The sequence below is a fragment of the Palleronia pontilimi genome (assembly GCF_016412875.1).
Taxonomy (GTDB): Bacteria; Pseudomonadota; Alphaproteobacteria; order Rhodobacterales; family Rhodobacteraceae; genus Palleronia; species Palleronia pontilimi.
Genome location: NZ_JAEKPD010000007.1, coordinates 109,730 through 130,681 on the forward strand (window position 1 = coordinate 109,730; position 20,952 = coordinate 130,681).

A 20,952-nucleotide genomic window follows, 5' to 3' on the forward strand; every position below is an offset into this window, starting at 1 on the left:
GGCTCCTTAGAAATTGGCCGCGTCGAGCGTCATCACCGGGGCCGCGCCGGACTGGATCCGGGCCAGGTGCATCCCCGTCGCGGGCAGCTGGCGCGCCATGTAGTAGCGCCCCGTGGCCAGCTTCGACTGATAGAAGTCCTTGTCCGTGGCCCCCGCGTCAAGCGCTTCCTGCGCCGCCTTCGCCATCTTCGCCCACATCAGGCCCATGCAGACATGGCCGAACATGTGCATGAAATCGTAGCTGCCCGACAGCGCGTCGTTGGGGTTCTTCATGCCTTGCTGCATGAAGAACATCCCCGCCGCCTGAAGATCCTTCGACGCGGCCTTCAGCGGCTCGAGATATCCGTCCTGCAAGGCGGGATTGTCGGCGTTGTCCTTCAGGAACGTCTTGACCATGTCGAAGAAGGCCATGACCGTCTTGCCGCCGTTCAGGCCCAGCTTGCGGCCCACCAGGTCCAGCGACTGGATGCCGTTGGTGCCTTCGTAGATCATGGTGATCCGCGCGTCGCGGACGAACTGCTCGAGCCCCCATTCGCGGGTGAAGCCCGAGCCGCCCAGCGTCTGCTGCGCCAGCACCGTCGTCTCGAACCCCTTGTCGGTCAGGAAGCCTTTGATCACCGGGGTGAGAAGCGAAATCATCGCCTCGGCGTCGGCATCCTTGCCGCGGTGCGAGCGGTCGATCAGCTCGGCCCCCCACAGCGCGAAGGCGCGCGCGCCCTCGACGAAGGATTTCTGGTCCATCAGGTTCCGGCGCACGTCGGGATGCACGATGATCGGGTCAGCGGGGCCATTGGGGTTGACGGGGCCGGTCACGTCGCGGCCCTGCAGGCGGTCCTTGGCGAAGGCCAGCGCGTTCTGGTAGGCCACCGAGCCTTGCGCGTAGCCCTGGATGCCGACGCCCAGGCGGGCTTCGTTCATCATGGTGAACATGGCGCGCATGCCCTTGTGCATCTCGCCGATGAGATATCCGGTCGCGCCGTCGTAGTTCATCACGCAGGTGGCGTTGCCGTGGATGCCCATCTTCTTTTCCAGGCCCCCGCAGCTCAGGCTGTTGCGATCGCCCAGCGAGCCGTCTTCCTTGACCAGGAACTTCGGCACGATGAACAGGCTGATGCCCTTCACGCCCTCGGGTCCGCCGGGGATCTTGGCCAGCACCAGGTGGATGATGTTGTCGGTCAGGTCATGCTCGCCCGCCGAGATCCAGATCTTCTGGCCGGTGATCTTGTAGCTGCCGTCGTCCTGCGGCTCGGCCTTGGTGCGGATCAGGCCCAGGTCGGTGCCGCAATGGGGCTCGGTCAGGTTCATGGTGCCCGACCACGATCCTTCGACCATCTTCGGCAGGTAGGTCTGCTTCTGCGCGTCCGTGCCGTGGGCGTGGATCGCGTTGTAGGCGCCGTGGCTCAGGCCCTGGTACATGTTGAAGGCCATGTTCGAGCTCACGAAGATCTCGCCCACCGCCGATTGCAGGATGTGGGGCATGCCCTGGCCGCCGTATTCGGGGTCGCAGTCCAGGCCCATCCAGCCGCCGTCGCGCATCTGGTCGTAGGCGTCCTTGAAGCCCTTGGGCGTGCGCACGACGCCGTTTTCCAGCGTGCAGCCTTCTTCGTCGCCGGTGGGGTTCAGCGGCGCCAGGACGTTTTCGCCCAGCTTGCCCGCCTCTTCCAGGACGGCGTTGGTGAAGTCGCGCTCGAGCTCGTCGTAGCCGGGCGTGTCCTTGGTGGACACGTTCAGCACCTCGTGCAGCACGAATTGCAGGTCTTTCACGGGGGCGGTGTAATGGGGCATGGGTCGGGTCCTGTCGGTCGGATATCTGGTTGGTAACGGAAAGGGGGTCGGGATCAGGCGGCCGAGGTGCGGCGCAGCTGTTGCAGCGCGTCCTCGCCCCACTGGATCTGGCCGCGCAGCTCGGTGATGGCTTCGTCCAGCTCTTCGCGGCGCTTCAGCAGGTCGGCCAGGCGTTCCTGCGCGATGGCGTAGGCGCGGGTCAGCTGGGTTTCCTGGGCGTCGTCCACTTCGTAGAGGTCCAAGAGCTGGCGGATTTCTTCCAGCGAGAAGCCGAAGCGCTTGCCGCGCAGGATCAGCTTCAGGCGGGCGCGGTCGCGGCGGGTGAACAGGCGCTTCTGGCCGTCGCGGACCGGCGCCAGCAATTCCTTGGACTCGTAGAACCGCAAGGTGCGGGGCGTCACGTCGAACGCGTCGCACATCTCGCGGATGGTCATCGTGTCATCGGTCATGCCGGGTCTCGTATCTGGGAACGTCTGGGGCGCAATCTGGCGGCTCGCGCCGGTTGCGACAAGCGCAATTGACGTTGACGTAACCAGAACGTCACGTCATTTGCGCGGGGTCGGTGTCAGGTCAGCGACTTGGCGATCGCGTCGCGGTTTTCCTGCAGCTCGTCGATGGCTTTCTGCATGGTCTGAAGCTCGCCGCGCAGCACGTCCAGCTGGGTGTCGGCCAGCTTGATCCACTCGCGCATCTGCGCCTCGTCGCCCTGCTTGTCGTAGATCATCAGCCACTTGCGGATGTCTTCCAGCGAAAAGCCCCAGCGGCGGCCGCGCAGGATCAGCTTCATCCGCGCCACGTCGCGCTGGCGGTAGTAGCGGGCGCGGCCCTCGCGTTCGGGTTCGAGCAGTTCGATGTACTCGTAATAGCGCAGCGTGCGTGGCGTCACATCGAACCTGGCACACATATCCTTGAAGGAAATGCGGGTATCGGACATTGCTGGACCTCCCTTCGGGGTAAGCTAGGGCGAAAGGTCGCAGGGATCAATTCCTCAACTTATCCGGGAGCAGCTCTTTCAGGACGGTATCGGGACGGGTGGCCGAAGCGGGCTCGGCGCGGGCGATGGCAGGGGTGGCGCGGGACCAGTCGCCGGTCTCGGCGCAGTGCAGGATGAAATGCGCGAGATCCGCGTGCCGCGTGCGGATCAGGTCCTGGGGGATCACGTCCGGCGTGACGGTGTAGTCGGCGGTCAGGTCGCCCTGCATCAGCCAACCGGGCCGCACCGCGGTCCAGTCGATATCGCCCGCGGCGCGCAGGATGCGCTCCATCTCGCCCATCTGGGTGAACACCCGCTCCAGCGCCAGCCCGGTCGTCGCGCGGAACCAGTGCGGGCCGCGGTCGAGCGTTTCGACGAAGCTGGCCGACACCACGATCAGCCGCGACAGCCCCTGCGCCCGCATGGCGTCGATCATGTGGAGCGCACCTTCGGTGTAAAGCGGCGGCGGCGACAGAACGGTGCGGGGCGACAGGCCCAGCCCGATGGCCGAGATCACCACGTCGCAGCCCGCGATCACGTCCGACAGGTCGTCGGTCAGCACGTCTGCGACGCGCGTCTCGACGCCCTCGGGCAGGCCGGGATCGTCCGGCCAGCCGGGCTCGATCGCGCGGACGCGGTGGCCGCGCGCGGCGGCCTGCCGGACGACTTCGGCCCCGGTGGCGCCGGTGGCGCCGAAAACGGCAAGGGTCAGGGCTTCGGTCATGGTCACGCTCCTACTGGGGACCCTGACGTAACGGGCGGCAGGGGCGTCGCGTTCCGCTTTTGGCTTGCCGCCCGCCCGCGGCCCGCCAGATAAGGGGGGAACGCTGACGGCAAGGGGACAGCCCACATGACCGACGATCGCCGCGCGAAGATCGCGCGCCAATTCATCGAAGCGATCCCCCACGCCCGCGACCTGGGGATGGAGCTGACCGACACCCGGTCGGGCAGCGCCGAGATCCGGATGCCCTACGACGAGAAACTGATCGGCGACCCGGCCTCCGGCGTCATCCATGGCGGCGCGGTCTCGGCGCTGATGGATACCTGCGGCGGGGCGGCGGTCATGCTGCACGAGACCCAGCCGCAAAGCACCGCGACGCTGGACCTGCGGATCGACTACATGCGCCCGGCGACGCCCGGCCAGACCATCCGCGCCATCGCCGAATGCTACCACGTCACCCGCTCGGTCGCCTTCGTGCGGGCCCGCGCGCTGGACGACGACGACGACGATCCGGTCGCCACCGCGTCGGGCGCCTTCACGATCCTGCGGGGGGAAGCGACGTGACCCGCCGCACGCCCGAGCCGGTGCAGGTCATCAAGCAACGCCGCGACGGGGCGCTGGACGCGCTGGTCAGAAGCATCCCCTACATGCGTTACCTGGGCGTCCGGTTCGACCGGCGCGGGGACGAGCTGACCGCGATCCTGCCCTATGACGACAAGCTGATCGGCAACCCCATGCTGCCCGCGCTGCACGGCGGCGCCACGGCGGCGTTTCTCGAGACCACGGCGACCATCGCGCTGGCCTGGACGCGGCTCTGGGACGATATCGAATCGGGCGAGGTCGATCCCGACAGCCTGGACCCCAAGGCCATGCCGCGGATCCCCAAGACCATCGACATCACCATCGACTACCTGCGCTCGGGGCTGCCGCGCGATGCCTACGCGCGGGCCTTCGTGGCGCGCGCGGGGCGGCGCTATGCCAGCGTGCGGGTCGAGGCGTGGCAGGACAATCGCGACCGCCTGTTCGCCCAGGCCAACGTGCATTTCCTGATGCCCCAGGCGCGCGGGGATGGCTGACACCACCCTGGCCGCGCCGAGGCAGGTGACGCATCGGCGCGTGCTGTCGGTGGCGCTGCCCATCGTGCTGTCGAACGCCACGGTGCCGATCCTGGGCGTGGTCGACACCGGCGTGGTGGGCCAGCTGGGGCTGGCCGCGCCCATCGGCGCGGTGGGCATCGGGTCGGTCATCCTGACGGCGGCCTACTGGATCTTCGGCTTCCTGCGCATGGGCACCACCGGCTTCGCGAGCCAGGCGCTGGGCCGCGACGACCGGGACGAGGCGGCGGCGATCCTGAGCCGCGCGCTGGGCATCGGGTGCCTGGGCGGGCTGGCGATGATATTGCTGCAACTGCCGCTGTTCTGGGCCGCGTTCCAGCTGTCGCCCGCCAGCGCCGAGGTCGAGGGGCTGGCGCGCGACTACATGGCGATCCGGGTCTGGTCCGCGCCCGCGCTGATCTCGCTTTACGCCATCACCGGCTGGCTGATCGCGGCCGAGCGGACGCGCGGCGTGCTCGTGATCCAGGTGGTGATGAACGGGCTGAATGTCGTGCTGGACCTGTGGTTCGTGCTGGGCCTCGGCTGGGGCGTGCAGGGCGTGGCGGTGGCGACCTTCATCGCCGAATGGTCGGGTCTGGCGCTGGGGCTGTGGCTCTGCCGCGACGCCTTCGCCACGCCCGCCTGGCGCGACTGGGGCCGGGTGGGGGACCCTGCGCGGCTGAAGCGCTTTGCGCAGGTCAACGGCGACATCCTGCTGCGCTCGCTGCTGTTGCAGGGCATCTTCGTGAGCTTCCTGTTCACTGGCGCGCGGTTCGGCGACGTGACGCTGGCGGCCAACCAGATCCTGCTGCAGTTCCTCGAGGTCACGGCCTACGCGCTGGACGGTTTCGCCTTCGCCGCCGAGGCCATCGTCGGCAGCGCGCTGGGCGCGTCGCGGCGCGACCTCTTCCGGCGCGGTGCGGCGCTGGCCAGCCTGTGGGGCGGCGTGGCCGCGGTGGCGCTGGCGGTGGCCTTCGCGCTGGCGGGCGGCTGGGTGATCGACGTGATGACCACTGCGCCCGAGGTGCGGGCCGCTGCGAAGGCGTCGCTGTGGTTCATGGTGGCGGCACCGCTGCTGGGGGTGGCGGCGTGGATGCTGGACGGCATCTTCATCGGCGCCACGCGGACCCGCGACATGCGCAACATGATGGTGATCTCGGCGCTGGTCTATGTCGCGGCGCTGCTGGCGCTGGTGCCGGTCTTCGGCAATGACGGTTTGTGGCTGGCGCTGCTGGTCAGCTTCGTGGCCCGCGGCGCGACGTTGGGTTGGAAATACCCCGGATTGGAGCGCTCGGTCGCCCCTTGAGCGGTGGCCGAAATTCATGTGAATTTCGTGACGAAATCCTTGAGGATTTCGGACCGTTCAGAGCCAGCGGTCGCGGTCGGTGGCGACCGCGTCGGCCACGCTGTCGTAGCCGTCGCGCGCCAGCAGGGCCTCGAGTCCGCGCGCGATTCGCGGCACCAGCGACAGCCCCTCGTAGACCATGGCCGAATAGAGCTGCACCGCCGTCGCGCCCGCGCGGATCTTGGCGTACGCGTCCTCGGCCGAGCCCACGCCGCCCACGCCCACCAGCGGCAGGTCCGTGAGCGTCGACAGCCTGGCCAGCAGCCGCGTCGAGCGTTCGAACAGGGGCGCGCCCGACAGCCCGCCTGCCTGGCCGCGCTGCGGATCGGTCAGACCGTCGCGCGACAGGGTGGTATTGGTGGCGATGATCCCGGCGAGCTTTGCGTGCTCGGCCACGCGGGCGATGTCGGCCAGCTCGGCATCGGTCAGGTCCGGCGCGATCTTCAGGAAGACCGGGATCGGCTTGGCCAGCGCGCGATTGGCCCGCATCACCCCGTCAAGGAGCGCGCTGAGGGCGTCGGCGCCCTGCAGGTCGCGCAGGCGTTCGGTGTTTGGCGACGAGACATTGACGGTGGCGAAATCCAGGTATGGCCCCGCCGCCGCCAGCACGGTGGCGAAATCCGCCGCTCGGTCGGCGCTGTCCTTGTTGGCGCCCAGGTTCAAGCCGCGCGGGATCCCGGTCGGCGTGGCGGCCAGACGCGCGATGATGGCGTCCATGCCTTCATTGTTGAAGCCGAAGCGGTTGATGACGGCGCGGTCGGCGGCCAGCCGGAACAGCCGCGGCCTGGCATTGCCCTCCTGCGCGCGGGGAGTGGCGGCGCCAACTTCCAGGAACCCGAAGCCCGCGCGCGCGAGCGGGCCGAGCGCCCGGGCGTTCTTGTCGAAGCCCGCGGCAAGGCCCACCGGGTTGGGCAGGTCCAGCCCGGCCAGCGAGGTCTTCAGCCGCGGCGACGTGACTGGGCCGGGCAGAGGCACCATGCCGGTGTTCAGAAGTGCGAGGGCCGCGTGATGCGCGCGCTCGGGGTCGAGCCGCCGCAAAGCCGCCAGACCCACCCGCTCCAGCGTGCTCATGCCACGCGGTCCGGCAGGGGGTGCGTGCCGTCCACGAGGGGCAGGGGGGCGTGCCAGGCGATGTCGTCGAGCGCGAGCGGGCGGTAGAGGTGGGGAAACAGCGCGCCGCCGCGCGACGGCTCCCACCTCAGGGCATCGCCCAGGGCGTCGGCGTTGCAGGCGCAGATCGTCAGGCCGTTTGCGCCGGCGAAGTGCTTGGCCAGCGTCTCGGCCACCTGCGCGGCGGTCGAGAAGTGGATATAGCCGTCCGCCCGGTCGACCGGCGCGCCGAGGGTCCGGCCCTCGGCCTGCAGCTGCGCCCATTCGTCGGCGCGGAAGATCTTGTAGATGTCCATGGCGGCGCTTTTGGCATCTTGCGGGACGGGGGGCCAGCCCCCCGCGCCCCCCGAGGTATTTGTGGAAAGATGAAGAAACGGGCAGATCCGTGCGGCTGCCGCCGGGTCAGGGGGCCGGGCCGTGCGGGGGCTTTGACAAGGGCGCGGGCTGGGCGCAGTCTGACCCGCGAAAAAGCACCCCTGGGGAGAAAACCATGATCCGCCACCTGACCACCACCGCCGCCACGCTTGCGCTGAGCGCGGGCGCGGCGAGTGCCTATGACCTGACCATCCTGCACACCAATGACTTCCACGCCCGGTTCGAGCCGATCAGCAAGTATGACGGGCCGTGCTCGGCCGAGGACAACGCCGCCGGGGAATGTTTCGGCGGCTCGGCCCGGCTGGTCACGGCCATCGCCGACGCGAAGGAGCGCGCGTCCAACCCGCTTCTGGTGGATGGCGGCGACCAGTTCCAGGGCACGTTGTTCTACACCTATTACAAGGGCGCGCTGGCGGCCGAGATGATGAACATGCTGGGCTACGACGCCATGACCGTGGGCAACCACGAATTCGACGACGGCCCCGAAGTGCTGGCGGGCTTCGTCGAGGCGGTGGAGTTCCCGATCCTGATGTCGAATGCGGACCTGACTTCCGAGCCGCTGCTGAAGGACGTGATCCAGAAATCCGTGGTGATCGAGAAGAACGGCGAGCGGATCGGCCTGATCGGTCTGACGCCGCAGGACACCGACGAGCTGGCATCGCCCGGGCCCAACGTGGTCTTCACCGACCCCGTGGAGGCCGTGCAGGGCGAGGTCGACCGGCTGACCGAAGAGGGCGTGAACAAGATCGTCGTGCTCAGCCATTCGGGGTTCGGCACCGACCAGCGGATCGCCGAGAACACCACCGGTGTCGACGTGATCGTGGGCGGCCATTCCAACACCCTGCTGGGCGACATGGAGGGCGCGGCGGGCCCCTATCCGACCATGGTGGGCGACACCGCCATCGTGCAGGCCTATGCCTACGGCAAGTACCTGGGCGAGCTGAACGTGACCTTCGACGACGACGGCGTGGTAACCGAGGCCACGGGCGCGCCGCTGCTGATCGACGCCGCCGTGACCGAGGACGGCGCCACGGTCGAGCTGATCGCCCAGAAGGCCGCGCCGCTGGAAGAGATCCGCAACAAGGTCGTGGCCGAGACGACCGAAGCCATCAATGGCGAGCGGGATGCCTGCCGCGCCATGGAGTGCCAGATGGGCAACCTGGTGGCCGAGGCCATGCTGGACCGGGTGGCCGACCAGGGGATCCAGGTGGCCATCGCCAATGGCGGCGGGCTGCGCGCCTCCATCGACGCGGGCGAGGTCACCATGGGCGAGGTGCTGACGGTGCTGCCGTTCCAGAACACCCTGTCGACCTTCCAGGTGGACGGCGCGACCCTGCTGGCCGCGCTGGAGAACGGGGCCAGCCAGATCGAGGAAGGTGCCGGCCGCTTCGCCCAGGTGGCGGGGATGAGCTATACCATCGACACCAGCGCCGAGCCGGGCAGCCGCGTGAGCGACGTGATGGTGGGCGGCGCGCCGCTGGACGAAAGCGCCATCTATGGCGTGGTGTCCAACAACTACGTCCGCAACGGCGGCGACGGCTACGAGATGTTCGTGAACGCCGACAACGCCTATGATTACGGGCCGGACCTGGCGGACGTGACGGCGGAATACCTGGCCGCCAACGCGCCCTATACGCCGATGACCGACGGGCGCATCACGGTGAAGTAGGAGCTGTGCGGCAGAGCGAAGACAGGGCCCGGTCGCGGCATCGGGCCCTGTCGGTGGCGGCAAAAGACCGGACGCGGCGCTTGGCGACCCGCGCGGGGCGTCGGTGCCACCGAAGGCCTAGCGTGATTTCAGCAGGATGCCCCGGTCGACAGGTCGCGGATGACCGCGCGCAGCGCCGCGTCCAGTCGGCCCGCATCCTCGTCGGGATAGAGATAGCGGAACTGCCGCAGCACGTCCTTGCGGGGGGCCGGTGTTTCAATGAGGCGCCACAGGGCGGCGGCCGTCCTGTTGAGATGGTGGATCGCACCGCCGACCTCGTCGATCAGGAAGATGTCGGTCTCGACCTCGCGCGGGATTATCCGGGAGTTGCGGTGCAGGATCTTCGCCATTCGCTAGCCCCCGAATTCGCGCTCGATCAGTGCGGCCGCCACCCGGATGGCGGCGCAATGCAGGTAGAATTGGCCGGGGAATTCCAGCGTGTGCCAATCGAGGAAGCGATAGTGAAAATCCGCGACCGCATCCATGACCTTGGCGGGACCGCGCGGGGTCCACTCCGCGGGCGGTGGCAGGCGGCCCGATTTCCAGTCGAACCGGCCGCGCGTCTTTCGGAAGCGGATGATGTGCGTCAAAATGGTGGCAAGACTCGGCTCACCGATCAAGGTTTCTGTATGCGCCCATTCCGAACACGCGTTTATCCGTCGGCTTGCGGTGTCTGTCTGCCGGGCTCTGGCGCGGCCCACCTGTCGCGGGTGTGCCGCGCGCCCGGCCTGGGCCGGGACTGATGTGCGGTCGATTCGTCCTGACCCACCCGTCCGACGCGCTGGCGCGGATCTTCGACGCGGTGCCGGACAACGCGCTGCCCGACGTACCCAATTACAATACCTGTCCCACCACCCAGATCCACGCGGTGACGCTCCAGGATGGGACAAGACGGCTCAGGGGTCTGCGCTGGGGGCTGATCCCCCGTTGGGCGAAGACGGAAAGCGACGGGCCGCTGCTGATCAATGCACGGTCCGAAACCGTCGCCGACAAGCCCGCCTTCCGCGATGCCGTCCGCAAGCGCCGTTGCCTGGTCCCGGCCACCGGCTTTTACGAATGGACGAAGGACGACAAGGGCAACCGCCTGCCGTGGTATATCGCGCCCGAAGGCGACGCGCCGCTGGCATTCGCGGGCATCTGGCAGGACTGGACCGGGGGCGACGAGGCGATATCGACCTGCGCGATCCTGACCTGTGCCGCCAACACGCCGATGGCCGCGATCCACGACCGGATGCCGGTGATCGTCGCGCCGGACGACTGGCCGCTGTGGTTGGGCGAGGCGGGCAAGGGGGCGGCCGACCTGATGCGGCCCGCGCCCGGCGGGCTTTTGCGGATGTATCGCGTCGATCCTAGGGTGAATTCGGCGCGCGCGCGCGGCGCGGAGCTGATCGAGCCGCTGGAGCTTTAAAAAAAGGCCGCGCTACGCGAGCGCGGCCAGTCCATCAGGGAGAATACCCCGGGCCACCACGCCCGAGATACCTTACCCTAGCGTAAGATCGCGGCGAAATCACGACGCGATCGTCACGAGCAGATGCCCTTGCGCGGTGCCTGTGACCAGAAAAGCGCGATCCCGTCCTGCGGCACCGGCGATCGGGGGCTCAGCGCGGGGAAAACCGGCTTCAGGATATCGTAAAGCCGCCGGGTGCGGTCCCCGTCGGGATCGAGCGCGCGGCAGCAGACGAATTCCTCGACCAGCGAGCCTTGTTGCTCGTAGCCGAAATCGTCGAAGGTGAGGTCGGCGTCCAGCTCGAACAGGTACGGATCGCCGCCGGGGCGATGCTCGGACGCGGCCAGGAACGGGTGGTATCCCGTGGTCTCGCGCTGTTGCCATTGCCAGACATGGGTCAGCTCGTGGGCCAGCAGCATCGCGTCCTCGAGCTGCATCGCCTCGGGATAGTCGGCCAGGAAATCCGACAGGAAGTAGCGCTTGGCGTAAAAGATCCGGTTAAAGACCACCAGCGCCGCGATCGAGCCCTTGACTGTGCCGGTTTCCTCGGGGCGGATCCGTTCGCGGCAGGCCTTGGCGGGGCGGGCGGGCCGCTCGTGGGTCAGGTTGCCGATCAGCGCGCCGCGATGCACCCGCACGCGGGACGTATCCAGCGCGGGGCCATGCACGCTGGCCACGAAATTGCGCTCGCCCGGGGTCAGCGGACGGGCACAGGCCGAAAGAAGCAGGATCAGAAGGGCAAGGCGCAGCATGGGCGACAGGATGGGGCAGGCGGGCGCGGGCCCGCAAGGGGGCGCGCGTCATTGTCATCCGCATGGACCTTCGGACGCACCCCCGGCGACCGCACTCCTGCCGCCATGTCCGTTCGAAACAGCGCCCGTCGCATGGTCGTCGGCGTCGCCCCGTCAGCGGTTAAGGACCTCGGCCTGCCGCCGCTTGCCCTCGGCCCGGCAGATGTCGTTGGCGGTGGCGTCGGACATGCTTTGGGGCCGCAGCACCGCGCGGTCGTAGAGCGTGACGCGCAGGGTATAAAGCTGGCAGGTCACGGTGCCCTGGTCGGTGACGACCTCGACCTCGGGCGATTCGATTTCCGCCGGATCGGCGATGCAGGCGGCAAGAAGAAGCGGGGCAAGCAGAAGCAGGCGGGACATGGGCGTTGGACCTTCGATGGAAACGCTTCGGACCCTAGCGGGTCCGCTGCCCGCAGGTAAGAGGAAACGTGCCGCGCGACCCGGGCCCGGGCCCGAAAAATCGCAAATCTCGGCGCGCCCTGAAACTGTTGCGCTGCCCCGTGCGTGGCTTCGTCCGATGGCGGGCAGAACGACCCGCCCTTGTCACCAAGGAGATGACATCATGCTACGCACCACACTGATCGCCACCGCCGCCCTGATGGGCTTTGCGGCCACCGCTTCGGCCCAGGACAACCCGACCGTCGGCGGGGCCGAGATGTTCCCGACCAAGACCATCGCCGCCAATGCCTCGGCCGCGCCGAACCTGACCACGCTGGTCGCCGCCGTGACCGAGGCGGGCCTGGTCGACACGCTGAACGGCTCCGGCCCCTTCACCGTCTTCGCGCCGACCAACGCGGCCTTCGCGATGATCAAGGACGCATCGCTGAACGCGCTGCTGGCCAACCAGTCGCAGCTGAGCCAGGTGCTGACCTGCCACGTGGTCGCCGCCAACGCCGATTCAGCCACCATCGTCGGCATGATCGCGGACAGCGACGGCGCGCACCCGGTGCAGACCGTGGGCGGCTGCACGCTGACCGCGCGGCTGGACGGCGACACGGTGGTGCTGACGGATGAGAACGGCCGCGAGGCGCGGGTCATCCAGACCGACGTCACCCAGTCGAACGGCGTGGTCCACGTGATCGACCGCGTGCTGCTGCCCGCGGGGCAGGCCGCGATGTGAGGCTTGGGCCTTTGGGATAGGAAGGGGGGCTGCCCGGTGGGCGGCCCTTTTTAGTTTGGTGTCGGGTGGATTTACCCCGCTACATGCGTTCGCGGCTGGAGGGTGTGTTGAGAAGTCACCCAACGCTTGGTGATTGGAAAATTCGCGCTACGAAGTCTCGACAAGTCCAGAAGCAACAATGCATCCCTTTATCAGCCTACTAAATTCTATTGCCACCGCGTCTTGGCTTTTTGGTAAACGACCCGCGGCGTTAGATCGAAACGAAATTATCCGGAATTCCTCCTCATTCCCGAAGCGCCACGGTTTTGTGAATGCCGAGGCTTCCCACCTGTGTTGGGGCTCCTCAGATTTCAAATTTCTGACCGAACTGGATATCTCAAAAAAATCCTCCTTATCACCATAAAGAACCGGGTAAGCCGCAAAAAGAGTCTCACGCCCGAATAGTTTCAGAAGAAGTTCTTCTTCTCCTTTGAGTGCCTGGAGAAGAGCGTTCCTATCGTAGGAAACGTATGCTTCAATATCTTGGTTGCCATCGTTGATCAGCTTTTTGGCCCGTTCCTCGGAATAAGGGCCGCACGAAAGGCAGGCGCAATAATCATTGACGATGGTAGAGATGGCGATATGTTTATCGGAGCCCAATATTTTCACATTACCTAGCCGCAGACGGTCTTCGACCGTGACATCGTTTATTTCTCCTTCTTCAAATTCATATATTTCTTTGGAAGTTCCCTCAGTTCTGTCGTTTAGGCGTTGGATCGTTCCTTCGTAATTCGCATATCCATAAAGCGTTCCAAAGCGGAAGTAGCCATCGAGATAGGATGAGAGGTATTTTTTCGAGAAATGCCGTGTCACAATTCCCGGCTTTTCAGGGAATTCCAAAATCGGATCGCTAAAATCGAATGATTCCAGTTCTGCTTCAATCCCAAATACTGGTGGGTATTCTATCCAGCCTTTAGGCTTAGGCTTTCTGCTAGTCTTTTTCTTAGGTGTGCTTTCAGATCGCTTGGGATTCTCGGTGTTTTGAAATTTTGAGTAATTCCCTCGACCGTTGGGAGGATTGATCGCTGTACTGCTCCTCAGGAGTGCAATTGTGCTAAGATTCATCGATGATTGTCCGAAATGGCCACAGGTAGATGGAAAGGACGGTCTTTAGTAAAAATGATTTTGTCAAGTCAACCCTATGGAAATCTCAGCGCTTGAGGGCCCAGAAGTTTTTAGGATATCAATAAGTTGAATATTAGAGGTTTAGAATTCCCCTTCAAACATCCAACTCCTCCACAAACTGCGCGTTCTGTTGGATGTATTCGAACCTTAATTCTGGCTTTTTCCCCATCAGCCGCTCCACCAAGTCGCCGGTCTCTCCGGGCATTTCGTCCTCGATACGCACGCGGATCAGCTTGCGCGAGTCGGGGTTCATCGTCGTGTCCTTCAGGTCCTTCGCGTCCATCTCGCCCAGGCCCTTGAAGCGGCTCACGTCGATCTTGCCCTTGCCGCCGATGCCCTTGGCCATCCAGGCGTCCTTCTCGGCCTCGTCCAGGCAATAGACCCGCTTGGCCCCTTGCGTCAGGCGAAACAGCGGCGGGCAGGCCAGGTACAGGTGGCCCGCGTCGATCATGGGCCGCATCTGGGTGTAGAAGAACGTCATCAGCAGCGACGCGATATGGGCGCCGTCCACGTCGGCGTCGGTCATGATGATGACCTTGTCATAGCGCAGGTCGTCCAGGTTGAACTTGGTGCCCATGCCGACGCCAAGCGCCTGGCACAGATCGGAAATCTCGGCATTGGTGGTCAGTTTCGACGACGCCGCACCCAGCACGTTCAGGATCTTGCCCCGGAGCGGCAGCAGGGCCTGCGTCTTGCGCTCGCGCGCCATCTTAGCCGACCCGCCCGCTGAATCGCCTTCGACGATGAACAGCTCGGTGCCGTCGCGGGTGGCGGTCGAGCAATCCACCAGCTTGCCCGGCAGGCGCAGCTTCTTGGTGGCGGTCTTGCGCTGGGTTTCCTTTTCCTGGCGGCGGCGCAGGCGTTCCTCGGCCCGCAGGATCAGGTAGTCCAGGATCGCGCCCGCCGCCTTGGTGTCAGACGCAAGCCAGTTGTCGAAATGGTCGCGCACGGCCTTTTCCACCAGCCCCTGCGCGGCCGAGGTCGCCAGCCGGTCCTTGGTCTGGCCCACGAATTCCGGCTCGGCGATGAAGCACGACACCAGCGCGCAGCCGCCCGCCAGCATATCCTCGCGCGTGATGTCTTTGGCCTTCTTCATCCCCGAGCGTTCGCCGTGGGCCTTGATGCCCTTCAGGATCGCGGCCCAGAACCCGGCCTCGTGCGTGCCGCCCTCAGGTGTGGGGACCGTGTTGCAGTAGGATTGCACGAAGCCGTCGCGCGCGGGGGTCCAGTTGATCGCCCATTCCACCTTGCCCGGCGCGTCGCGGAAATCGACGGTGCCCGCGAAGGGGCTGTCGGCATAGGTGGCCGCCCCGCCCAGGGATTCCTTCAGGTAATCGGCCAGACCGCCGGGGAAGTGGAACGTGGCCTCGGTCGGGGTGTCGCCGTCTTCGATCGCGGATTTCCAGCGGATCTCGACGCCCGAGAACAGGTACGCCTTGGAACGGACCATCTTCATCAGCCGCGCGGGCTTGAACTTCAGTGGCCCGAAGATCTGCGCGTCGGGGTGGAACGTGACGGACGTGCCCTTGCGGTTGGGGGCCGCGCCCGCATCGACGACGCCGCCTTGGGGGATGCCGCGCGAAAACTCCTGCGCCACCAGCTTGCGGTCGCGGGCGACCTCGACCCGGACGTGGTCGGAAAGCGCGTTGACCACCGAGATGCCCACGCCGTGCAGGCCGCCCGAGGTCTGGTAGGCTTTCCCTGAGAACTTGCCGCCCGCGTGCAGGGTACACAGGATCACTTCCAGCGCGGACTTGTCGGGGAACTTGGGGTGCGGATCGGTGGGGATGCCGCGGCCGTTGTCGCGCACGGTGACGCTGTAGTCGGCGTGCAGCTCGACCTCGATCCGGGTGGCGTGGCCCGCCACGGCCTCGTCCATGGAATTGTCCAGCACCTCGGCCACCAGGTGATGCAGCGCGCGCTCGTCGGTGCCGCCGATATACATGCCGGGGCGCTTGCGCACGGGCTCCAACCCTTCCAGCACCTCGATGCTGGACGCGTCATAGGCGGGGGCGGCGCTGCCCTTCAGAAGATCGTCGGCCATGGTGCTGCTCGCTTTTTCATTGGTTGGCCGCGAATGTCGCAAGAATAGCGGGCCGGGGCAATGCCACAGGACGTTCACGCTATTGTCGTGATTGTGTGTCATACTGCCCTCATGGACCAGGACGATCACATGACTCACCTGCTCGACCGCGCCCGCCGGGGCCGGGTGTCCGCGCTGCGCGACACCGGTTGCCCCGAAGGCTTCTACGCGCCGCCGCCCGGTGCCGGGCCCGTTCCGCCCGTCACGCGGGAGGTGGTGGAGCGCCTGATGGCGCGCGGGCCGCGCGAAGGCTAGGGCGCGCCATAGGCCCGACCGGCCGATCGCTTCGGGCGAATCCGCCCCGAAGGAGCCTTCCCCCTGTCACCGTTCCGGGGCCCGTCGGCCCTTCCCCTCCCGCCCGTGGATGCGGACGGCACGCTGGACGCCGTCGCCACTGGCCGGTTGCTCGCGTGGCTGCGGCAACCCCTGGGTGTCCCACGCCATCGCTCGGGTCACGGGGGCTTGCCGATGCGCTGCCGCCGGACGGCCCCGCGATGGACGCGGCGGCGTGACTGGCCTCGGCCGCGCGCCGCTCTAGCCTTGTGAGGCAGGGCAAACGCGAAAGGCAGACCATGCGCATTCTTTTCACCGGCGGCAGCGGCAAGGCGGGGCGGCACGTGGTGCCGTACCTGATCGAACGGGGCCATTACGTCACCAACCTGGACCTTGAGCCGCTGGAGGCCGAAGGCGTGCACAACCTGCAGGCCGACTTGACCGATCCCGGCCAAGTCTGGGGCGCGCTCACCCAGCCGTCCAGCTGGGACGACCTGGAAGCCCCGCGCGGCTTTCCCGCCTACGACGCCGTGGTGCATTTCGCGGCCGTCCCGCGGATCATGATCACCACCGACAACGAGACGTTCCGCACCAACACCATGGGGACCTACAACGTGATCGAGGCGGCGCTGGGGCTGGGCATCCGCAAGGTGATCTTCGCGTCATCCGAGACGACCTACGGCATCTGTTTCGCCGATGGTGAGCGCAAGCCCGACTACATCCCCGTGGACGAGGATCACCCCACGCTGCCCGGCGACAGCTACGCCATGTCGAAGGTCTGCAACGAGGATACCGCGCGCTGCTTCCAGCACCGCTCGGGCGCCGACATCTACGGGTTGAGGATCAACAACGTGATCGAGCCCCATGAATACGCGGACATGTTTCCCGATTTCGTGGCCGATCCGGCGCTACGGCGGCGCAACATCTTCGCCTACATCGACGCGCGGGACCTGGGCCACATGGTCGATTGCTGCCTGAAGACCGACGGGCTGGGCTACGAGGTGTTCAACGTCGCCAACCCGAATATGTCCGTGGATATAACCACCGACGAGGTGATCGCGCGCTTCTACCAGGGCGTCGAGAAACGCCGCGACATGGGCGCCGACGAGACGTTCTACAGCATCGACAAGGCGCGCCGGATGGTGGGTTTCGCGCCGCAGCACGACTGGCGCAACTACGTCAAATAACGTGGCTTGCCCTGCAACCCTGGCGAGCATATCGCAGGGGGATGGGGTATCGGGAACACTTGCAGCGGGTTCTGTCCTTGGGCCTGCCGCTGATCGGCAGCCACGTGGCGCAATTCGCGATCCAGCTGACCGACACGGTGATGCTGGGCCGCTACGACGTGACCGTGCTGGCGGGACAGATCCTGGGCGGCACGCTGTTCTTCATCCTGCTGCTGTTCGGGTCGGGCTTCGCCTTTGCCGTGACCCCGCTGGTGGCCGAGGCCGAGGCGCGCGGCGACAGCGCCCCGGTGCGCCGCGCCACGCGCATGGCGATTTGGCTGACCACCGGGTTCGGGGTGCTGTGCCTGCCCGCGCTGCTGCTGGTCCGCCCGATCATGCTGGCGCTGGGGCAAGAGGCCGCCCTGTCCGAGCTGGCGCGCGACTACCTGGTGATCCAGGGCTGGTCGATCTTCCCGGCGCTGGGGGTGATGGTGCTGAAATCCACGCTGGCGGGCGTCGGGCGGACGCAGGCCGTGCTCTGGGCCACGCTGGTGGCTGTGGCGATGAACGTGCTTTGCAACTACGCGCTGATCTTCGGGCATTGGGGCTTCCCCGAGCTGGGCATCCGCGGGGCGGCGATCGCGTCGCTGGTGTCGACCCTGGCGTCGGCGGCGGTGCTCTGGGCCTATTGCGCGCGGGCGCTGGCCGAACATGCGCTTTTCGCCAAGCTCTGGAGCCCCGATGCCGAGGCCCTGGCGCAGGTGTTCCGGCTGGGCTGGCCCATCGGCATCACGCTGCTGGCCGAGATCGGCATGTTCTCGGCGTCGTCGGTGATGATGGGCTGGCTGGGCGCGGTGCCGCTGGCCGCGCACGGGATCGTGCTGAACATCGCGTCGGTGGTCTTCATGGTGCATCTGGGCCTGTCGAACGTGGCCACGATCCGGGCCGGAAACGCCATGGGCGCGGGGGATCGCGCGGCGTTGGTGCGGGGGGCCGCGGTGGTGTGCGGGCTGTCCTTGTGCACGGCGCTGGCGACCATTGCCGTGATGTGGGCCGCGCCCGAAGCACTGGTGCGGCTGTTTCTGGATACGGGCGATCCGGATTTCGCCGCCGTTGTGGCCCTGGGGTCCACCCTGCTTCTGGCGGCGGCGCTGTTCCAGCTGGTCGATGCCGCGCAGGTCATGGCGATCGGGCTGCTGCGCGGGTTGCACGACACGCGGGTGCCGATGATCTACGCGGTGGTCAGCTACTGGATCGTCGGCCTGCCGGTGGCCTATTGGCTGGGCTTCGGGCTGGACTGGGGCGGGCTGGGGGTCTGGCTGGGGCTGGCCAGCGGGCTGGCGCTGGCCGCCGTCACCATGAGCACGCGCTTCGTGCTGCGCGGGGTTCAGTCGGTGGGCGCGAACGGATTGTCGGGATATTCCACGGCCATCAGATAAAGCCCCTGGGGCGGCGCCACCGGCCCGCAGCGGGTGCGGTCGCGCGCCTCGAGCGCCGCCTTCACGTCGTCCGGGTCCCACGCGCCGCTGCCCACGCGTTCGAGCGTGCCCGCGAAGCTGCGCACCTGGTGGTGCAGGAAGCTGCGCGCCTGGACGTGCAGGTGGATCTCGCGGCCGTGGTCGGTGTCGACGGATTCGACCTCCAGCCGGTCCAGCGTCTTGACGGGCGACGCAGCCTGGCAGAGGGCGGCGCGGAAGGTCGTGAAATCGTGCCGCCCCAGCAGGTGCCGCGCGGCGGCGCCCATGGCGGCCGCGTCCAGCGGCTGCTTCACGTGCCACGCCAGCCCCGCATCCAGCACCAGCGGCGCCCGGCGCGCGATGATGCGGAAAAGATAGCGCCGGGACGTGGCGGTGAAGCGCGCGTGCCAGTCGCCCGACACGCGCGCGCAGGCGGTGATCGCCACCGGGGCGGGTTTCAGGTGGTAGTTCAGCGCCTCGGACAGGCGGAACGGGTCCCAGTCCCGGCCCAGGTCGCAGTGGGCGACCTGGCCGCGCGCGTGTACCCCCGCATCGGTGCGACCCGCGGCGGCGATGGTGTGCGGGCCGGGCTCGAGCTTGGCGAGCGCGTCCTCGATCGCGCCTTGGACCGACGGCTGGCTGGACTGCCGCTGCCACCCCGCGAAGGGCGCGCCGTGGTATTCGATTTTCAGCGCGAAGCGGGGCATGCCGCCCGGTAGCACGCAGCGGTCGGACGGGGAACGTTTTCCTGCAGGAAAACGGAACGGATTTGTCGACAAATCCGGGCCCCGGGGCGGGCGGACGCTCTGGAAGGGGGCGGGGGGTGCGCCTATGTTCAGGGCTGGCAAGGGAGCGCGGGACGTGATCATCGGCGATATAGCAGACGGCGTCAGCCGCCAGGTCGAGCGCGCGGGCTCGGTCGTGTCGGGCGCGTTCTTCGAGCCGGTGATCCGGCTGGGCGTGACGGGCCTGAGCCGCGCGGGCAAGACCGTCTTCATCACGTCGCTGTTGGCCAACCTGATGAACCGCGCCCGCATGGGCCAGCTGCGCGCCGCCGCCGACGGCACGATCCGGACGGCCTATCTGCAGCCCCAGCCCGACGACACGCTGCCGCGCTTCGACTACGAGACGCACCTGGCCGCGCTGATCGGTCCCGCGCCGCACTGGCCCGACAGCACCCGTGCGATCTCCGAGCTGCGCCTGTCGCTGCGCGTCCAGCCCACCGGCCTGATCGCGGGGATGCGCGGGCCGCGCAACGTGCACCTGGATATCGTGGACTATCCCGGCGAATGGCTGCTGGATCTGTCGCTGCTGGAAAAGTCCTTCCCCGACTGGTCCGCCGAGACGCTGCAGCGGATCCGCGGCCGCGACCAGGCGCGCGACTTCCTGGCGCTGCTGGACGGCACCGACCCCGACGCCAGGCTCGACGAGCCGCAGGCCCAGGCGCTGGCCGCCGCCTTCACCGGCTACCTGCGCCAGGCCCGCGAGGACGGGTTCAGCGATTGCACACCGGGCCGCTTTTTGTTGCCGGGCGACCTGGCGGGCAGCCCGGTGCTGACCTTCGCGCCGCTGCCGCCGGGGGGCGGTCGCGGGTCGCTCGGCCGCGAATTCGCGCGGCGCTACGATGCCTACAAGCGCGAGGTGGTGAAGCCGTTCTTCCGCGATCACTTCGCGCGCATCGACCGGCAGGTGGTGCTGGTGGACGCGCTGGGCGCCATCCACGCGGGGCCCCGCGCGGTCGAGGACATGCGCCGCGCCATGGGCGACATCCTGTCCGCCTTCCAGCCCGGCCGGAACAGCTTCCTGAGCCAGATCTTTCGCGGACGACGGGTCGAGCGGATCCTGTTCGCCGCCACCAAGGCCGACCACCTGCACCACGCGCAGCACGCCAAGCTGACCGCGATCATGGAGGCGCTGGTCGGCGACGCCAAGTCCCGCGCCGATTACGCGGGTGCCCGGACCGCCGCCATGTCCATCGCCGCGCTGCGCGCCACCACCGAGGACCGCGTCGAGCACGCGGGCGAGACGCTGGACGTGGTGCGCGGCGTGTTGCTGGAGGGCGGCAAGCGGGCGGCGTTCTATCCCGGCGCGCTGCCCGAGGATCCATCGCATCTGCTGGTTCCCGCGCGCAGCGGGGCCGAGGGCTGGCTGGATGCCGATTACGAGATCATGCGCTTCGCGCCGCAGCCCCTGAGCCTGAAGCCCGGCGAGGGACCGCCCCATATCCGGCTGGACCGCGCCGCCGAGTTCCTGATCGGGGACCGGTTGTGAGCGGGGGGCATCACGCGGGCTCGGCGCGTGTGGCGGGCGGTCGGCCGGGATATTTGGAAAAAGGTGAAG

General features: G+C 67.3%; 23 protein-coding genes. 10 read left to right on the forward strand and 13 right to left on the reverse strand.

Features of this window, described 5'->3' with window-relative positions:
- Positions 1-6: 6 nt before the first annotated feature.
- From ILP92_RS07685 to ILP92_RS07700, 4 genes are all read right to left on the reverse strand, one after another.
- On the reverse strand, positions 7-1,785 hold the full coding sequence (locus ILP92_RS07685) for an acyl-CoA dehydrogenase C-terminal domain-containing protein (RefSeq protein WP_198915800.1): 1,779 nt from the start codon (positions 1,783-1,785) through the stop codon (positions 7-9).
- A gap of 53 nt (positions 1,786-1,838) precedes the next feature.
- Complete coding sequence (locus ILP92_RS07690; RefSeq protein WP_198915801.1) at positions 1,839-2,234, reverse strand: MerR family transcriptional regulator; 396 nt, start codon at positions 2,232-2,234, stop codon at positions 1,839-1,841.
- Between the two features lie 116 nt (positions 2,235-2,350).
- A complete protein-coding gene (locus ILP92_RS07695) occupies positions 2,351-2,719 on the reverse strand; it encodes a MerR family transcriptional regulator (RefSeq protein ID WP_198915802.1) in 369 nt (122 codons plus the stop codon).
- Between the two features lie 46 nt (positions 2,720-2,765).
- Positions 2,766-3,482, reverse strand: a complete 717-nt coding sequence (locus ILP92_RS07700; protein WP_198915803.1) for an NAD(P)-dependent oxidoreductase — start codon at positions 3,480-3,482, stop codon at positions 2,766-2,768.
- Between the two features lie 126 nt (positions 3,483-3,608).
- Here ILP92_RS07700 and ILP92_RS07705 point away from each other — a divergent pair, with 126 nt between their 5' ends.
- From ILP92_RS07705 to ILP92_RS07715, 3 genes are read left to right on the forward strand one after another with little or no spacing between them, the layout of a single operon-like run.
- On the forward strand, positions 3,609-4,043 hold the full coding sequence (locus ILP92_RS07705) for a PaaI family thioesterase (RefSeq protein ID WP_198915804.1): 435 nt from the start codon (positions 3,609-3,611) through the stop codon (positions 4,041-4,043).
- The gene (locus ILP92_RS07710) at positions 4,040-4,555 is read left to right on the forward strand and encodes a PaaI family thioesterase (RefSeq protein ID WP_198915805.1); all 516 of its coding nucleotides are present in this window, start codon (positions 4,040-4,042) and stop codon (positions 4,553-4,555) included. Before ILP92_RS07705 ends, ILP92_RS07710 begins: the two co-directional genes overlap by 4 nt.
- Positions 4,548-5,879, forward strand: coding sequence for an MATE family efflux transporter (locus tag ILP92_RS07715; protein ID WP_198915806.1), 1,332 nt, complete (start codon positions 4,548-4,550; stop codon positions 5,877-5,879). The genes ILP92_RS07710 and ILP92_RS07715 overlap by 8 nt, the downstream gene beginning before the upstream one ends.
- Positions 5,880-5,936: 57 nt before the next feature.
- On the opposite strand, the gene ILP92_RS07720 is transcribed toward ILP92_RS07715, so the two are convergent.
- Together ILP92_RS07720 and ILP92_RS07725 are read right to left on the reverse strand one after the other, a co-directional pair.
- Entirely contained in the window at positions 5,937-6,989 is a 1,053-nt protein-coding gene (locus ILP92_RS07720) for a quinone-dependent dihydroorotate dehydrogenase (protein ID WP_198915807.1), read from the reverse strand.
- On the reverse strand, positions 6,986-7,324 hold the full coding sequence (locus ILP92_RS07725) for a DUF952 domain-containing protein (protein WP_198915808.1): 339 nt from the start codon (positions 7,322-7,324) through the stop codon (positions 6,986-6,988). Before ILP92_RS07725 ends, ILP92_RS07720 begins: the two co-directional genes overlap by 4 nt.
- Positions 7,325-7,518: 194 nt before the next feature.
- Between ILP92_RS07725 and ILP92_RS07730 the strand changes: the two genes are divergently transcribed.
- Positions 7,519-9,072: a bifunctional metallophosphatase/5'-nucleotidase gene (locus ILP92_RS07730; RefSeq protein ID WP_198915809.1), complete on the forward strand. Its 1,554-nt coding sequence runs from the start codon at positions 7,519-7,521 to the stop codon at positions 9,070-9,072.
- 128 nt (positions 9,073-9,200) lie between these two features.
- Here the strand turns inward: ILP92_RS07730 and ILP92_RS07735 are convergent, their stop codons facing one another.
- Together ILP92_RS07735 and ILP92_RS07740 are read right to left on the reverse strand one after the other, a co-directional pair.
- The gene (locus ILP92_RS07735) at positions 9,201-9,461 is read right to left on the reverse strand and encodes a PqqD family protein (RefSeq protein WP_198915810.1); all 261 of its coding nucleotides are present in this window, start codon (positions 9,459-9,461) and stop codon (positions 9,201-9,203) included.
- Between the two features lie 3 nt (positions 9,462-9,464).
- The gene (locus ILP92_RS07740; protein WP_198915811.1) at positions 9,465-9,701 is read right to left on the reverse strand and encodes a hypothetical protein; all 237 of its coding nucleotides are present in this window, start codon (positions 9,699-9,701) and stop codon (positions 9,465-9,467) included.
- Positions 9,702-9,853: 152 nt separating this feature from the next.
- On the opposite strand from ILP92_RS07740, the gene ILP92_RS07745 reads away from it, so the two are divergent.
- Positions 9,854-10,519, forward strand: coding sequence for an SOS response-associated peptidase (locus tag ILP92_RS07745; RefSeq protein ID WP_198915812.1), 666 nt, complete (start codon positions 9,854-9,856; stop codon positions 10,517-10,519).
- A gap of 113 nt (positions 10,520-10,632) precedes the next feature.
- On the opposite strand, the gene ILP92_RS07750 is transcribed toward ILP92_RS07745, so the two are convergent.
- Together ILP92_RS07750 and ILP92_RS07755 are read right to left on the reverse strand one after the other, a co-directional pair.
- Entirely contained in the window at positions 10,633-11,310 is a 678-nt protein-coding gene (locus tag ILP92_RS07750; protein ID WP_198915813.1) for a hypothetical protein, read from the reverse strand.
- Positions 11,311-11,463: 153 nt separating this feature from the next.
- A complete protein-coding gene (locus ILP92_RS07755) occupies positions 11,464-11,709 on the reverse strand; it encodes a hypothetical protein (RefSeq protein WP_198915814.1) in 246 nt (81 codons plus the stop codon).
- Positions 11,710-11,911: 202 nt separating this feature from the next.
- Between ILP92_RS07755 and ILP92_RS07760 the strand changes: the two genes are divergently transcribed.
- Complete coding sequence (locus tag ILP92_RS07760) at positions 11,912-12,469, forward strand: fasciclin domain-containing protein (protein ID WP_198915815.1); 558 nt, start codon at positions 11,912-11,914, stop codon at positions 12,467-12,469.
- Between the two features lie 147 nt (positions 12,470-12,616).
- Here ILP92_RS07760 and ILP92_RS07765 read toward each other — a convergent pair whose 3' ends face one another.
- Together ILP92_RS07765 and parE are read right to left on the reverse strand one after the other, a co-directional pair.
- Positions 12,617-13,573 carry a hypothetical protein gene (locus ILP92_RS07765; RefSeq protein ID WP_198915816.1) on the reverse strand — a complete coding sequence of 319 codons (957 nt, stop codon included), beginning with the start codon at positions 13,571-13,573 and terminating at the stop codon, positions 12,617-12,619.
- 154 nt (positions 13,574-13,727) lie between these two features.
- Positions 13,728-15,677, reverse strand: a complete 1,950-nt coding sequence (gene parE, locus ILP92_RS07770) for a DNA topoisomerase IV subunit B (RefSeq protein ID WP_198915817.1) — start codon at positions 15,675-15,677, stop codon at positions 13,728-13,730.
- 129 nt (positions 15,678-15,806) lie between these two features.
- On the opposite strand from parE, the gene ILP92_RS07775 reads away from it, so the two are divergent.
- The 3 genes from ILP92_RS07775 (at position 15,807) to ILP92_RS07785 (ending at position 18,594) form a co-directional block, all read left to right on the forward strand.
- Positions 15,807-15,971: a hypothetical protein gene (locus ILP92_RS07775; RefSeq protein WP_198915818.1), complete on the forward strand. Its 165-nt coding sequence runs from the start codon at positions 15,807-15,809 to the stop codon at positions 15,969-15,971.
- Between the two features lie 317 nt (positions 15,972-16,288).
- On the forward strand, positions 16,289-17,176 hold the full coding sequence (locus ILP92_RS07780) for an NAD-dependent epimerase/dehydratase family protein (RefSeq protein ID WP_198915819.1): 888 nt from the start codon (positions 16,289-16,291) through the stop codon (positions 17,174-17,176).
- A 77-nt stretch (positions 17,177-17,253) separates the two neighbouring features.
- Complete coding sequence (locus ILP92_RS07785; RefSeq protein ID WP_368667856.1) at positions 17,254-18,594, forward strand: MATE family efflux transporter; 1,341 nt, start codon at positions 17,254-17,256, stop codon at positions 18,592-18,594.
- Here the strand turns inward: ILP92_RS07785 and truA are convergent.
- A complete protein-coding gene (gene truA, locus ILP92_RS07790) occupies positions 18,543-19,319 on the reverse strand; it encodes a tRNA pseudouridine(38-40) synthase TruA (protein ID WP_198915821.1) in 777 nt (258 codons plus the stop codon). The genes ILP92_RS07785 and truA overlap by 52 nt on opposite strands.
- A gap of 154 nt (positions 19,320-19,473) precedes the next feature.
- Between truA and ILP92_RS07795 the strand changes: the two genes are divergently transcribed.
- Positions 19,474-20,883 (forward strand): YcjX family GTP-binding protein, encoded by a 1,410-nt coding sequence (locus ILP92_RS07795; RefSeq protein WP_198915822.1) that lies wholly within the window; start codon positions 19,474-19,476, stop codon positions 20,881-20,883.
- The last annotated feature ends 69 nt before the right edge of the window (positions 20,884-20,952 follow it).